We start from the raw sequence: 14596 nt of genomic DNA, 5'->3' as shown, positions 1-14596 counted from the left end.
CCATGCGTCGTCAAAACTTATGGATAGCAATGCTTGCTGCGACAGCAACTTTAGGAACAACTGCATCGAATGCAGATTTTGTTGACGACAGTAATGTCCAATTAAAATTTAAAAACTTTTATTTAGACCGTCAGTATGCAGATCTTCCGCAAAACAACTGGGGTTCTTGGTCTCAGGGCATCACACTAGATGCAAAATCTGGTTATCAGGACATCGGTGGCGGTATTCAAGTGGGTGCAGACCTTTTGGTGCAGCACGCATTTAAATTGAATGGCCGTGATAAAAATCCGGACTGGGTTTTGCCACATGATGGTCAAGAGTCGAAAGATAATTTTGGTAAAGTCGGTGCGACCTTAAAAGCCAAAGTTTCACAAACTGAATTAAAAGTGGGTGAGTTATTACCGGTATCTCCAGTACTGGTATTTGATCCATCGCGTCAGTTGTTGACGACTTATAGCGGTGCATGGTTGGAATCTAAAGACATTAAAGATACCAAGTTAACACTCGCTTATATTGATGGCATTAACAACCGTTATGACAACCAGTTCCGTGATTTAACCAAGTTCAATCCGGGTGCGGGTCAGTTTAATACTGGTAAAACTGCAGATGGCATGTATATCGCGGGTGTAGATCACCAATTCACTCCAGAAATTGGCGGTAGCTACTGGTATGCCGATGTTAAAGATATTTATCAGCAGCATTATGTCGGTGCAAGCTACAAAACCAAGCTGGGTGAAAAAGCCAAATTAGACAGCCATATCCGTTACTTTGATAACTCGGAGTCTGGTGACAAGCTGTATGGTAATATTGATAACCAGGCATTGTCTGTAGGCGCTAAAGTCAATTATGGTGCACATACCGTTGGTTTAGGCTACCAGCAAATGTTTGGTGATAAAGCATTCCCGACATTGGGTGGCTGGGTGCCGCAGCCGTACCTGGTCAACTGGGGGGTAGCAACATTTACTTACCCTGATGAAAAATCAATTGGTTTAACATATGGCTATGATTTCTCTGAACTTGGTGCTAAAGGTTTATCAGCGACAGCTGTGTATATGATGGGGCAGGATGCAACTGTTGGTGCACTGAAAAATCAAGACTCTGAAGAGTTTAATGCAATTGTAAACTACACTGTTCCAGAAGGTAAGTTGAAAGGTTTAGGCTTCCAGGCGATGTATATCGATACAGATTTCGACTGGAAATCAGACTTGCAAGAGTACCGTGTAGCAACGACTTATACTTATAAGTTCTAATTCAGCGGTATAATCAAAAAGCGACTTGAGATAAGTCGCTTTTTTTTGCTGTATGGAAAGCTATTTTTTTATTAAATGTCTTAATAAAAATAAGGGTTTGGTCTTTAATAAAGTTTTAAAAAACAAATAGTTAAATTATCGTTTTTTTATAGTATTTGATCGTAAATTTGTATCAGTTTGACCTGTTTGAACAGGTAATATAAGGCAGTAAAAAAGTAAATTTCATCGAGTCAACTTGACGTTAAATTCTGAATCAAGATGGAAACGCAAGCTAAAGACTGTACGAGGAGTATGTATGAGCACTGTTCAAATCCCTGAATATACAACAGATCCATTCTTTGGCTTAGAAGACAAATGGATTGAAACTGCAGAAGGTGAGTTGACTCACTATCACGAAGTGGGTGAAGGTACGCCTATCCTGTTCTTGCATGGTTCAGGTACTGGTGTATCTGCTGCGGCTAACTGGTGGTTAAACCTGCCACAAATTGGTGAGCAGGCACGTTGTATCGCCATCGATACCATTGGTTATGGTCAAACTGTAGTAGCGCCAGGTACAGCTTACGGTATTCGTGCCTGGGTAGACCATGCGGTGCGTACTTTAGATGCACTTGGCATTGAAAAAACCTGGTTGGTCGGTAACTCATTGGGCGGCTGGTTGGCATTCCAAATGGTACTTGATTACCCTGAACGTGTATTGGGTATTGTGTCTATGGGTACTGGTGGTGCTAAACAGACTGCCGCACTTAAAGCACATGCCAACCCGGTATTGACTGAAGAAGGCATCAAGAAAACATTGTCTATGTTCGTGGTGAACAAAGACCTGATCACCGACGAACTGGTGAAAGTACGTTATGCTTCTGCTGCAAATGACTATGCATCGAATCGTTTGATGGACGTAGTGGGCGCACGTGACCGTGACCGTTTCGAATTCCCGCTTGATTTCGAAAAAATGAAAGACATCACTGTACCAGTATTGTTAATTCACGGTGTACAGGACGTGGTCATTCCGGTTTCACGTACTTGGGACATTTTAAACACTGTACCCCATGCTGATGCGCACATTTTCAGCCAATGTGGTCACTGGTCTCAAGTGGAAAAAGCTGAAGAGTTCAATACCGTAATTAAAGACTACTTAACTGCTCGTGGTGTTTAATCATAGCTGTTAAAGATAAAAAAGGATGACTTCGGTCATCCTTTTTTATGAGCATATTTTTATGAATATATTTAGGGGCTAATAAAGTTCGCTGCCACATTGATAATGATGGCCAGAATAGTCGTGTTAAATCCGTAAGCCAAAAGTAAGTGCAATGTATTTAGTACCCGCATTTTGGAGTGAGTAACGGATACATCCGCAGTTTGCGCAGAAGTACCCACGATATAACTAAAATATAAAAAGTCGGGATAAGTCGGCTTAGGGGTTTTCGGAAAATCCAGTCCACCTTCATTATTCTGGTCTAATGCCAAATAAAAGTCATGTGCATAATGAATCGCAAAAATGGTATGCATCAGGAACCAGGCTGAAGTAATGGTCAGCATGGATAAAATTAAATGACCCGTTCGAATGGCAGTATTGCTAGGCAAATTATTCACTTCAATAATAATCGCGATGAAACAAATAATTAAAGTGAGGATCACCAGAAACAGGATGAGCCATTTGCTGGCGTCCTGTTGCATGGCACGTTGCAGGATATGAGCATGGTCAACATGCCAGAGTTTTTTGAGAGTAAGCAATAAATAAGTATAAACAGCAAGATTCCAGCTCATTAAAAGGCAGGTCGACCAGCTCCATGCGGTCATGAACTGAAAAGCGGCATAAAGTACCGCAATAAAAGGAAAGATCAGAAAGAAATGAAGATGGTGCTGAATCCCTGTTTTTATACGGAGCAGTAGCTGCATGGTTATCATCTCCTTTATGGTTGTTTTTGTTTTGTAAATTTTAAAAAGCCTGTGAAGAATTTATTAGACTTAAGTTGTAATTTTTTGCTGATGAAATATTGATTATAAGTCATTAAAAAAAAAGTTATGAGTTATTTCCTATTAATACCGTGTTGATGATATGAAAAATGAGTAAGACTTAAGTCTAAGCGGGTTTAAAAATACACAAATTGAAATAAAAAAAAGCCCCATTATTTATTAGCAAAATAATGGTGGCTTTAATTCAGCGCAAAAGTGTAAAAAATTAATTAACCGCGATTAATGTTCAGATAAAACACATGAGTCAGTAATTCAATAAATTTTTTCACTGCCCCAGAACTGCTGTTTTTATGGTAACTCACATACAGGTCGAGGTAGGGCAGTTCCACATCTAAGGCACGAATCACGGTATTGTTCATGGTGAGCGGAGCGACATAACCCGGCAGAATGGTACAGCCTAGGCCCATCCCTACAGAGTTGATGTTAAACAGGATATTATCGGCTTTTTGCACAATATTGAATTCAATGCCATTAGTATGGGCAAAATCCATAATGGCATTATGCAGCGTTAAAGACTGTTCCGCAGCGGGAATAATAAAATCTATACCATTCAATTCTTTAACTGGAATACGCTCATATTTAGCCAAAGGATGATTTTCTGGCAAAATAAAGATCAATGGCTCGCGCAGTACAAATAGACTTTCAATTTCATCGCTATTAAAGTTGTGTCGGGTAAAGGTGATATCGAGCTCGCCTTTTTTAAGCAACTTCATTTGTTCATTGTTGTTTAAACTGAGCAAATCAATTTTTAAATCAGGGTTTTGCACGCGCAAATTCGGCAATACATAAGGGAAAATTTTCATTTCCGCCACCGGAACGAAGCCTATACGCAGCATTTGCTGTTTGGCCTGAGACACCTGGCGTGCCATGGCAACGGCTTTATCTGCCTGTGCCAGGGTTAAACGGGCCTGTTCGAGAAATACGGCACCTTCTTCAGTCAGCTCAACCTTGCGTTTGGTACGATAAAGCAGTTTTACTCCGACATCTTCTTCCAGGTCTTTAATTTGCTGGCTTAAAGAGGGTTGAGCGGTATAAAGCTTTAGTGCAGCCTTACTGAAGTTAAGTTCTTCTGCAACGGTGATAAAATAGCGTAGGTGTCGTAATTCCATATAACTCGTCCAAAAGAGTAATCCAAAAAATGTCTTACTATATTTTTGTAGCAGTATAATCTATAAACAACTATGAGGTGAAGATTATTCTGCCATTTAGAAAATAAATGATCTTGCATTTTCTATTAGTGTTTAAATATATAAAGCACAGTTTTAAATAATCCATAAAATATCTTAATTGAAACAAAAAAAATATTTCACCAAAACTGGCTAAAAATCCATTATCGCTGAAAAGTTGAGTCTATTTACTTTGTGCCGTTACTGGTCACAGGAGAGCTTTTCATGAGTGGAAAAATTGATGTGCGCGAAATCGACGCTTTAGTCGATGCACAAAATGGACGTATCTCGCCGTCGATCTATACAGATCCAGATCTATACGAACTAGAACTTGAACGTGTCTTCGGTCGTACCTGGTTGTTCCTTTGCCATGAAAGCCAGATTCCTAAGGCTGGTGACTTCTTCAACACCTACATGGGTGAAGATCCAATTATTGTGGCACGTCAAAAAGACGGTTCAATCAAAGCATTCTTAAACCAATGCCGTCACCGCTCTATGCGTGTGAGTTTCGCAGATTGTGGTAATACGCGTGCATTCACTTGCCCATACCACGGCTGGTCTTACGGTATTGATGGTTCTTTAAAAGACATCCCGCTTGAAGAGCGTGCTTTCCCGCAAGGCGCATGCAAAGAGCAATGGGGTCTGGTAGAAGTTAACCGTGTTAAATCTTACAAAGGCCTGGTATTTGGCTGCTGGGATGAAACGACTCCAGATCTAGAAGAATACATGGGTGATATCGCCTGGTACCTCGATGGCGTATTAGACCGTCGTCCGGGTGGTACTGAAATCATCGGTGGTGTGCACAAATGGGAAATCGAGTGTAACTGGAAATTTGCAGCTGAACAGTTCGCATCTGACCAATATCATGCATTGTTCTCTCACGCATCTGCAATTCAGGTGTTGGGTGCAAAACCAGATGATGACTCAACCAAGAAATTAGGTGCTGCTCAAACGGCCCGCCCAGTTTGGGAAACTGCCAAAGACGCGATCCAGTATGGTTCACGCGGTCACGGTTCAGGCTTCTTCTTCACAGAAAAACCAGACGCTAACGTATGGGTGGATGGTGAAGTGGCGAATTACTTCCGTGAAACTTATGAAGAAGTAAAAGAACGTCTTGGTGAAGTTCGTGCGCTGCGTCTTGCAGGTCACAATACCATGTTCCCGACATTGTCTTGGTTGAATGGTACTGCAACACTTCGCGTATGGCACCCACGTGGTCCAAACAAAACTGAAGTTTGGGCATTCTGTATTGCCGATGCTGAAGCTTCTCAAGAAGTGAAAGAAGCATTTGAACGTTCTGCAACGCGTGCCTTCGGTCCTGCTGGTTTCCTAGAGCAAGATGACTCTGAAAACTGGATCGAAATCCAAAAAGTTTTACGTGGCTATAAAGCGCGTAAGAACCAGTTGATCATGGAAATGGGTAAAGGCAACGAGAAAGTTCGTGAAGATGGTATCCCGGGTATCACCAACTATATTTTCTCTGAAACTGCAGCACGTGGCATGTATCGCCGCTGGGCAGATTTATTGATCCATGAAAAATGGGAAGACGTGGAAAAAGCAGCTGACGAATATGAGAAGGAGCTTATGAAATGAGTCAGATCAGTTTAGAACTTCAACATCAAATTAGTCAGTTTCTTTATCGTGAAGCAAAATTGCTTGACGACTGGAAATTCCGCGATTGGTTAGCTGTGCTGTCAGAAGATATTTCTTACACACTGCGTACCACACCAAACGCTCAAACACGTGACCGTCGCCGTTCGATCGAGCCACCTACAACTTGGGTATTTAACGATACCAAAGATTTGCTGGAACGCCGTGTTGCCCGTCTTGAGACAGGTATGGCATGGGCCGAAGAACCTCCTTCACGTACCACTCACATGGTGTCTAACATCATTGTTGAGGCAACGGAAGTTGAAGGCGAATACGACGTTTACGTGACTTATCTGTTGTACCGCACCCAGAAAGAAAAAGATGTCACCATCTACTGTGGTAAGCGTCATGACAAAATCCGTAAAGTCGATACTGAACAAGGCTTTGAGATCTTCAATCGTAAGATCACCCTTGATCAGGTGACTTATAACTCACATAACCTGAGCGTGTTCTTCTAATGAATAAGATTTTTGTTTGCCAAGTTGACGAATTAGACGAAGGCGAAGCATTGAAAGTGGATTGCGGCGTAAACGGTATCGAAGCGCTTGCAGTCTTCAACAATGGCGGTGAGTTCTTCGCAATGAACGACCGTTGTTCACATGGTAATGCTTCTATGTCAGAAGGTTATCTTGAAGACGACGGTACTGTAGAGTGCCCACTTCATTCAGCACGTTTCTGTTTGAAAACTGGTCAAGCATTATGTTTACCAGCAACCGATCCAATCCAGACTTTCCCGGTGATTGTTGAAGATGGTCAGTTATTTGTAGAGATGGCAGGAGAGTAATCATGGGTTGGCTACAAGGCGAAGTTGCACTTATTACCGGTGGTGGTTCAGGCTTAGGCTGGGCACTGGTTGAACGTTTCCTGGAAGAGGGCGCGCAAGTTGCCGTACTTCAGCGTTCACAGGCGAAAGTTGATGCATTGAAAGAACACTTCGGTGACAAGATTCTTGCGATCGCTGGTGATGTTGCCAACTATGAAGACAATGTCCGCGCTGTTAATGCGACCGTTGAGCGTTTTGGTAAGCTCGATTGTTTTGTTGGAAATGCAGGTATCTGGGATCACTACGCAGATATCGTCAATACATCTGGTGAGCAGCTGGAAAAAGCCTTTGATGAAATCATGGGCATTAATACCAAGTCGCTGATCTTGGGTGCCAAGGCTGCACTGGATGCATTGATAGCTTCTGAAGGTTCTATCATATTTACTTTGTCTAACTCTGCACTGTACTCCGCAGGCGGAGGCCCTATCTACACTGCATCTAAGCATGCTGGCGTGGGCGTGATGAAAGAACTGGCTTATGAGCTTGCACCTAAAGTACGAGTGAACGCAGTTGCACCCTCAGGTATGAATGTAAATATCAAAGGTGCAGCATCTTTAGGCCAGGAAAACCTTGGTTTATTGGATGCCCGCGATCCTGAAAAAATTGGACGTGGTATGCCGCTTGGCTTCTTACCAGAACCTGAAGATATGACTGGTTCATATGTATTACTGGCTTCTCGTCAAAACAACCGCCCATTGACCGGCGTTTTAATTAACGCGGAATGTGGCTTAGGTATTCGTGGTTTACGTCAGCCACGTGCCGGCTTCTTTGATGAGATCTAATCAGCCTAAATCGTAATGGACTTACTCGGCAGCCTGATCAGGCTGCCTTCCGTTTAGGAGTCACTCATGGCCGTTAAACTCATTTGTGCATCGCACAGCCCGTTAATGGAATTCGCTTCACCGCAAGAAAAGCATAAAGAACAAGCCGTTCGTGAAGCTTTTGCCAAACTTGCCCAAGAAGTTGAAGACTACAATCCAACTTTAATCATTACTTTTGGTCCAGACCATTTCAATGGTTTCTTTTATGACCTGATGCCAAGCTTCTGCGTGGGTATTCGTGCCAAAGCAGCAGGGGACTGGGATTACGGTAAAGACAATGACCACATTAATGTGCCTGAAGAAACAGCCATTAATCTAGTGCGTCGTATGTTGGATGAAGGTGTGGATGTTGCGTACTCATATCGTATGCAAGCCGATCATGGCGTGACTCAGCCATTGCATTTCTTGTGTGGCGGTCAGCTTGATCGTTACCCAACCATTCCAGTTTTCATCAATGGTGCAGCTGCGCCAATGCCAACCACCAAGCGTACCGTGGCGTTGGGTCGTGCAGTAGGTCAGTTCATCAAGTCATTGAACCTTGAAAACGAACGTGTACTGGTACTCGGTACTGGCGGTCTTTCTCATGATCCACCAACGCCGCAAATGGGTTCGGTTCCGCCTGAAGTGGAAGAGTTCCTGATTTGTGGCCGTAACCCGTCTGAAGAATCACGTAATAACCGCCAGGCCAAAGTGATTTCAGTAGGTCAGCGTCTTGCTGCTGGCGATAAATCAGTCTCAGTGCCGCTCAACCCTGAGTGGGATCGCGCATTGCTGGAAATTTTTGCCAAAGCAGACTTTGCTGCAATTGAGGCAATGACCGAAGCTGAAATTCGTGTCGAGGGTGGTCGTGGCGGTCAGGAAGTTCGTTCCTGGATGGCTGCGTTTGCTGCATTACATGAAGTTGGTGAGTATGAAATGACAACTCACTGCTACGAAGATATTAGTGAGTGGATTGCGGGCTTCGGCATCGTATCTGCAGAATTGAAATAAGGATTGAACCCATGAGCCAAAATGCTATCGAAACCATCGTTATCGTCGGTGCTGGTCAAGCTGGTGCTAGCGCCATTTTAGAACTCCGTGCCAACAAATACGAAGGCAAAATCATTTTGGTGGGTGATGAAACACATCTGCCGTATGAACGTCCGCCTTTGTCTAAAGATGTGATCTTAAAGCCAGAGGAAACCAAAATCGAAATTCTGTCAGAACAAAAACTGGCAGATTTGGGTGTGGAAACCATTCGTGGCAATGGCGTGGTGAAAATCAACAGTGAAGCAAAAACCATTGAACTTAAAAATGGTGATGTGGTTGCTTATGACAAGTTGCTGCTTGCCACTGGCGGTGCAGCGCGCCGTTTACCCAACTTCGATGCTTTGGGTAAACATGTTTATACGCTACGTAACCTTGAAGATTCACAAGCACTGGTTCCTGTACTTCAAGCCGGTCGCCGTTTGATCTTGATCGGCGGTGGTGTAATCGGTTTGGAACTTGCATCATCAGCACGTTACAAAGACTGTCAAGTGACCGTAATCGAAATGGGTCCTATGGTGATGGGCCGTTGTTCACCACGTATCTTGAGTGAATTCCTGCTTGAACAGCATCGTCAAAATGGTGTGGATGTGCGTCTTGAAACCAAGATTGCAGACTGTCGTCTAGAGGGTGAAGAAGTTGTCGTGACTCTTGAAGGTGGCGAAGAACTTCGTGCCGATGCGGTGGTTTACGGGATTGGTATTGTGCCGAATGCACAGCTTGCAGTAGATGCCGGTCTGGATGTTGATGTTGCCATCAAAGTCAATGAAAACTGCCAGACTTCAAATGCTGACATTTATGCAGCAGGTGACGTAGCCACTCAGCTTCGTGAAGATGGTCTGCACCGTCGTGTAGAAACCTGGGAAAATGCCAACCTTCAGGCAGGTATTTTCGCGCGTCACGTGATGGGTGTAGAGCATCCAAAAGCCAATCCGGCCTGGTTCTGGACTGATCAGCTCAACATTAACTTCCAGTTTGTGGGTGATATGGCAGCAGCTGAATGGCAGATCCGTGGTGAAATGGATGCAGCCAAAGGTGCAGAAAATTCATTTGTGATGTACGGCGTGACTGACGGTCAGATCGTTGCCGGTATTACCGTGAATGCAGCCAAAGAAATGCGTCATTTGAAAAAAATGATCAGCAAAAACACCGCTTTTGAAGCAGGAAAACATCTTGATTTAAGCCTGGATTTACGCAAAGTTGCTTAAGTTTTATTGAGATATTTTTGGACAGACCTAAGGTTGACCTTAGGTCTGTTTTTTATGAGCATTAAAAATTTTCTGCTATTTACAGAATATATTTTAAAAACACTCACAACCTCAAAATTCGCACTATATATTGATGGTAGTGCGTAGGCAATTTCTCACTTTTGAGGGATGAGCCCAATTAGGCGCAAGGTAACACAAATCCCTTACTGAACTTGAGAAGTGTACTTCGCAAGATATCCTTATACCCCAGTTCAGTAAGCGGCATCCATGCCGCTGTCACGGTGGCGAACGAAGATAGCTAAAATTTAAAATTTTGGCTGGCTAAATTTGTTTGAATTCATTTGAGAAAATTATGAAGTCTTCGCTGCCTGTCACGGCAAGTATTTACGCTTTATTGGTACTGATCTGGGCCACCACGCCACTGGCGATTGTCTGGAGTGTGCAGGAAGTGCACCCGATGTGGGTGCTGATTATCCGGTATTTTGGCGCTTCAATCATTGCCTTATTCCTTTTAAAGCTGATGCGTGATCCGCTGCCTTTTGATCAGACTTCGTTAAAAAGTTATGTGGCGGGAAGTTTGAACCTGATCGGTGCGCAGCTTTTTATTTACCTTGCCGCGAACTATTTAACTTCAGGTTTAATGGCGCTGATCTTCGGTTTTTCACCGCTGATCGCCGGTCTGATCGGGCATGTGATTTTAAAAACCCAAAGACTGATCTGGCTACAATGGCTGGGTATGGCGATTGCGGTTTCAGGTTTGACCTTCGTCTTTGCCGATTCTGCCGACAGTAAAATCAATCCGATTGGTGTGGTACTGATGCTGATTAGCATAGTGTCTTATATCAGTTCGATTTTCTGGGTGAAACAGATTAATGCGCCACTCAGCCCGATGTCACAGGCGGCAGGTTCACTGCTGGTTTCTGCCTTGGGTTCGGTATTGATGATTCCATTTATCTGGCAGCATATGCCGACCCGTCTTCCAGGCACCGAGGCCATGATTGGTTTTGTCTTTACCATGATCATGTCTTCGATTGTGGCGATGCTATGTTACTTCTGGCTGATTCGCCGTTTGGCTGCATCGACTGTATCACTGAGTAATGTCATGACTCCGGTGATTGCACTGGTACTGGGTGCGACACTGAATCATGAGCATATCAGCCCAAATGCCTTTTTCGGTATTGTGGTGGTGATGTTCGGGATTGTGATGTATTTCTGGAAAGAGTGGCGTGAACAGTATTTTTCTAAACTGCATTAATACAATGGGGTAGATAAAACTGAAAAAGGAAGCTTCGACGCACTACTGTCCCATAGTTGAATTCCAGGTGTTAGATTTGTGAGTGTGGCAAGGATGCCACACATTCCCCATCCTTGCGCTGCGTTTTAAAGCAGTGCTTAAAACTGGCTCAGGATGTCGTGTATGGGGAATAAAGACTTTTGCCTACTTTTGGTCTGTCAAAAGTAGGGTTCAGCCTACACAAAGTTACTTAAACTTTTAAAGAAAAGACAGGGCTGTGAAAAAATTAAATATAAATAAATATCAAATACTTAAATTTAAAATATTATCATGTTAATTCGGTGCTGAAATAAAATTAAATTATGGGACAGCAGTGGCTTCGGTCTCTTTTTTGAATCGTTTACAATCTGTGAATCGTGAAAATGCATCATATTTCACCACAGCGTTTCAAATGAAACATCAACATACTCACTGGTGAAATAACCAGCAGTTGCGCTAAAAACAACAAAAGAATAAACCACCAGAACAATAACATTCAGTACTATGCAAAGAGCTATAAAAATCAAATAGATCTATTTGATAACAATAACGCTTAGCAAAAAATGCTTAGGACAAATTTGAATGTCTGATTCGAACAAGATTGTGGTTTATGCTGCACTGGCAGGTAATCTGGCGATTGCGCTGGTCAAGTTTGTGGCGGCATATATCACCAACAGTTCAGCCATGCTCAGTGAAGCCATTCACTCGGTGGTGGATACCCTGAATGAAATTCTGCTGCTCTATGGCATGAAAAAATCCCAGCAGCCAGCAAACTACAAGCATCCTTTTGGTTATGGCCGTGAACTGTATTTTTGGGCCTTTATTGTGGCACTGATGGTGTTTGCACTGGGTGCCATTGTGTCCATCTATCAGGGCATACAACACGTATTACATCCCGAAGAAATGCTCAATCCCAGCATCAATTATATTGTTTTAGTGATTGCGATTGTATGTGAAGGCACCTCATGGTTTGTGGCCTTGAAAGCGTTCCGTAAGGTGAAAGGCAAGCAAGGCTATTTCGAGGCGTTTCGACGCAGTAAAGATCCCACCACATTTACCGTGTTGTTTGAAGATACCGCTGCTTTATGCGGGCTGTTGATTGCCTTGATCGGCATTTATTTGGCGCATGCCTTGAATATTCCTGAACTGGATGGCGTGGCTTCAATCCTGATTGGTATTGTGTTGGCAGTTTCTGCTATTTTATTGGCTCGCGAAACTAAGGGTTTATTGCTGGGTGAGACGGCCGATCCAAAACTGCGTAATGACATCTTACTGATTGCGCAGCAAGATGAGGCGGTACAGTCGGCCAATGGCGTGCTGACAGAACAGATGGGGGCACATCAAGTACTGGCTTCCTTAAGTCTGGAATTTGAAGATAACTTGAGTTCGGATGATATTGAGGCTTGCGTCAACAGAATTGAAGCGAAAATCAAACAGATTCATCCGGAAATTGTGGCATTGTTTATCAAACCGCAGACTAAGCAGGTGTGGTTGGAACGTATGCAAGGACGTTTGGAATAAAACGTGATATATATGGCATGGCATTCAGAATATCGGATTCTGGATGTTGCGGTCACACTAAGAAATTAAATGTACATGAAGCAAAAGCCTGAGCAATTACACTTTCAACTCCCGACCAAAGCATGCTGGTCACATACCTGGCGTCAGCCTTCATTTCAGTTTATGTATTCGAATCACCATAATGGTGAGCGATTCGTCAATGTCTTACCACGGCCAGCAGGGCGTGGTCGCGCCGACTTGATAAAATGGCTGTTAACCCGCAAGTCATCCACATGGAATGTCGATAGCGCTAAGGAACATGCCGAATTCCATGCAAACAAACGTGCCATTCCCCAGGATCGTCCTCAGGCAAATATGGATGATTGGCAGGTTTGGTTTGTCGGACATGCCACGGTGCTGTTACAGATCGGGCCATATAATTTATTAACCGATCCGGTCTGGGGTGAATATGCCGGCCCTGCGCCGGGCAAAGGTTCAAAACGGGTTATTCCTGCGGGCATTGCCCTGGAAGAATTGCCGACCATTCATGCCGTGCTGCTCAGTCACAATCATTATGACCATATGGACCTGGCCAGCTTGCAGTGGCTACATGATAAATTTGCCATGCCGATTTATACCGGACTGGGCAACTCCTGGTATTTGCCTAAAAGTTTCCATGTGCTGGAAATGGACTGGTGGCAATCGTCTTTATTGCATGAGTTAAAAATTATCTATACCCCGGCGCAGCATTTTTCCGGTCGTGGCTTGCGCGATCATAGCCGGGCACTCTGGGGCGGATTTTCGGTGCTGACTGGAAAAGATCACTGTTTCTTTGCTGGGGATACCGGCTATTCGCCGCATTTTAAAGAAATTCACAGCCGTTTGGGCGCACCACGTGTAGCCCTGTTGCCGATAGGCGCCTATGAACCGCGCGAGCTGATGGGTTATATGCACATGAACCCGCAAGAGGCTTTTCAGGCGCATCAGGATTTACATTGCAAATGTTCGCTGGCCATTCATTACCGAACCTTTCAACTGACCGATGAAAGTCGGGAACAGCCGGAAATCGACTTAAAGATCGCGATGAAAAACACTTCTAAACTGATGACACCTTTTATCTGTATACGGGAAGGGCGGCGTTTGGTGGTCTGATCTTTTTTAAGGTTGCTGGTTTTTGAGCTTTAAAATTTGAATGGCAAGCATTGAAATGACGATCATGGCCATATTCATCACCACTGGATTAAATGCAGGGGTGAGTTGTAAGGGATTCGTGAGCATAATCAGCAGTAATAATCCGGCTAAACCCAGAATATTCAGCTGATGCAAAATGATGGCTCTTGGCCAAATCACAAAAGTACAGCCAAACATCATTTCAATCATGCCCGATAGCGCAACACAGATTTTTGCCAAAGCCAGTTCTAAACCCATGCTCTGCCAAATTGCAATTTCCGCAGTCGATTGAAACAGGATTTTGGGTATTAATCCCTGATAAATCCAAAGTACCGCAAGCGTGATCTGAATAAGTCGAAGGGGTCTTTCTAATTACAGCTTATGATTCACGAATGGCAGGTTCCAGAAAATACGGTCTGTTCTTAGCAGTAGCGATTATGCTTGATCGACATGATGGGAGGTATTCTTGTGTGTTATGACTTCACTATAGCACATTATTTTTAATCAGAAATATTGTCCAAAATCTCAAATCCTGATTGTCTTTATCACTAAATGTAGTTCTAAAAATTTGACCTGTTGTTATGAAGGTTGATAAATCCTGTTTTTAATCCCGTTTTAAAATAGGCTTTTTCGATGGTTTTCATTCATATAACTTGCTTTCTATTGTCATAAAAAACAGCTATTTTGATGATGAGTCAGAAATTTTTAACGGTTCATGACAATCGTCATTTTATG

14 protein-coding genes are annotated in these 14596 nt (G+C 43.4%); 11 read left to right on the top strand and 3 right to left on the bottom strand.

Annotation, left to right across the window (positions count from 1 at the left end; all coding sequences use genetic code 11):
• Nucleotides 1-2: 2 nt before the first annotated feature.
• Nucleotides 3-1250 carry an OprD family outer membrane porin gene (locus tag B9T29_RS00465; protein WP_086174033.1) on the top strand — a complete coding sequence of 416 codons (1248 nt, stop codon included), beginning with the start codon at nucleotides 3-5 and terminating at the stop codon, nucleotides 1248-1250.
• A gap of 295 nt (nucleotides 1251-1545) precedes the next feature.
• Nucleotides 1546-2403, top strand: coding sequence for an alpha/beta fold hydrolase (locus B9T29_RS00460; protein ID WP_086174032.1), 858 nt, complete (start codon nucleotides 1546-1548; stop codon nucleotides 2401-2403).
• Between the two features lie 71 nt (nucleotides 2404-2474).
• Here B9T29_RS00460 and B9T29_RS00455 read toward each other — a convergent pair whose 3' ends face one another.
• Both B9T29_RS00455 and hcaR read right to left on the bottom strand, forming a co-directional pair.
• A complete protein-coding gene (locus B9T29_RS00455) occupies nucleotides 2475-3146 on the bottom strand; it encodes a DUF1345 domain-containing protein (protein ID WP_086174031.1) in 672 nt (223 codons plus the stop codon).
• A gap of 287 nt (nucleotides 3147-3433) precedes the next feature.
• Entirely contained in the window at nucleotides 3434-4333 is a 900-nt protein-coding gene (hcaR, locus tag B9T29_RS00450) for a DNA-binding transcriptional regulator HcaR (protein ID WP_086174030.1), read from the bottom strand.
• Between the two features lie 282 nt (nucleotides 4334-4615).
• Between hcaR and hcaE the strand changes: the two genes are divergently transcribed.
• The 9 genes from hcaE (at nucleotide 4616) to B9T29_RS00405 (ending at nucleotide 13843) form a co-directional block, all read left to right on the top strand.
• Nucleotides 4616-5983, top strand: coding sequence for a 3-phenylpropionate/cinnamic acid dioxygenase subunit alpha (gene hcaE, locus B9T29_RS00445; protein WP_086174029.1), 1368 nt, complete (start codon nucleotides 4616-4618; stop codon nucleotides 5981-5983).
• Nucleotides 5980-6498, top strand: a complete 519-nt coding sequence (hcaF, locus tag B9T29_RS00440; RefSeq protein ID WP_086174028.1) for a 3-phenylpropionate/cinnamic acid dioxygenase subunit beta — start codon at nucleotides 5980-5982, stop codon at nucleotides 6496-6498. The genes hcaE and hcaF overlap by 4 nt, the downstream gene beginning before the upstream one ends.
• Complete coding sequence (gene hcaC, locus B9T29_RS00435; protein WP_076752998.1) at nucleotides 6498-6824, top strand: 3-phenylpropionate/cinnamic acid dioxygenase ferredoxin subunit; 327 nt, start codon at nucleotides 6498-6500, stop codon at nucleotides 6822-6824. Before hcaF ends, hcaC begins: the two co-directional genes overlap by 1 nt.
• Nucleotides 6825-6826: 2 nt before the next feature.
• Nucleotides 6827-7645 carry a 3-phenylpropionate-dihydrodiol/cinnamic acid-dihydrodiol dehydrogenase gene (gene hcaB, locus B9T29_RS00430; protein WP_086174027.1) on the top strand — a complete coding sequence of 273 codons (819 nt, stop codon included), beginning with the start codon at nucleotides 6827-6829 and terminating at the stop codon, nucleotides 7643-7645.
• Nucleotides 7646-7711: 66 nt separating this feature from the next.
• Complete coding sequence (locus B9T29_RS00425; protein ID WP_086174026.1) at nucleotides 7712-8674, top strand: 3-carboxyethylcatechol 2,3-dioxygenase; 963 nt, start codon at nucleotides 7712-7714, stop codon at nucleotides 8672-8674.
• An 11-nt stretch (nucleotides 8675-8685) separates the two neighbouring features.
• On the top strand, nucleotides 8686-9918 hold the full coding sequence (gene hcaD, locus B9T29_RS00420; protein ID WP_086174025.1) for a 3-phenylpropionate/cinnamic acid dioxygenase ferredoxin--NAD(+) reductase subunit: 1233 nt from the start codon (nucleotides 8686-8688) through the stop codon (nucleotides 9916-9918).
• Between the two features lie 352 nt (nucleotides 9919-10270).
• Entirely contained in the window at nucleotides 10271-11173 is a 903-nt protein-coding gene (locus B9T29_RS00415) for a DMT family transporter (RefSeq protein WP_086174024.1), read from the top strand.
• A 600-nt stretch (nucleotides 11174-11773) separates the two neighbouring features.
• Complete coding sequence (locus B9T29_RS00410) at nucleotides 11774-12712, top strand: cation diffusion facilitator family transporter (protein WP_086174023.1); 939 nt, start codon at nucleotides 11774-11776, stop codon at nucleotides 12710-12712.
• A gap of 75 nt (nucleotides 12713-12787) precedes the next feature.
• Nucleotides 12788-13843 carry an MBL fold metallo-hydrolase gene (locus B9T29_RS00405; protein WP_086174022.1) on the top strand — a complete coding sequence of 352 codons (1056 nt, stop codon included), beginning with the start codon at nucleotides 12788-12790 and terminating at the stop codon, nucleotides 13841-13843.
• Between the two features lie 6 nt (nucleotides 13844-13849).
• Here B9T29_RS00405 and B9T29_RS00400 read toward each other — a convergent pair whose 3' ends face one another.
• Complete coding sequence (locus B9T29_RS00400; RefSeq protein WP_086174021.1) at nucleotides 13850-14212, bottom strand: DoxX-like family protein; 363 nt, start codon at nucleotides 14210-14212, stop codon at nucleotides 13850-13852.
• Nucleotides 14213-14596: the final 384 nt, after the last annotated feature.

This window comes from Acinetobacter sp. ANC 3903 (genome assembly GCF_002135315.1).
Taxonomy (GTDB): domain Bacteria; phylum Pseudomonadota; class Gammaproteobacteria; order Pseudomonadales; family Moraxellaceae; genus Acinetobacter.
The sequence above is the reverse complement of the archived record's forward strand: the minus strand, read 5'-3'. Positions and strand labels throughout refer to the sequence as shown.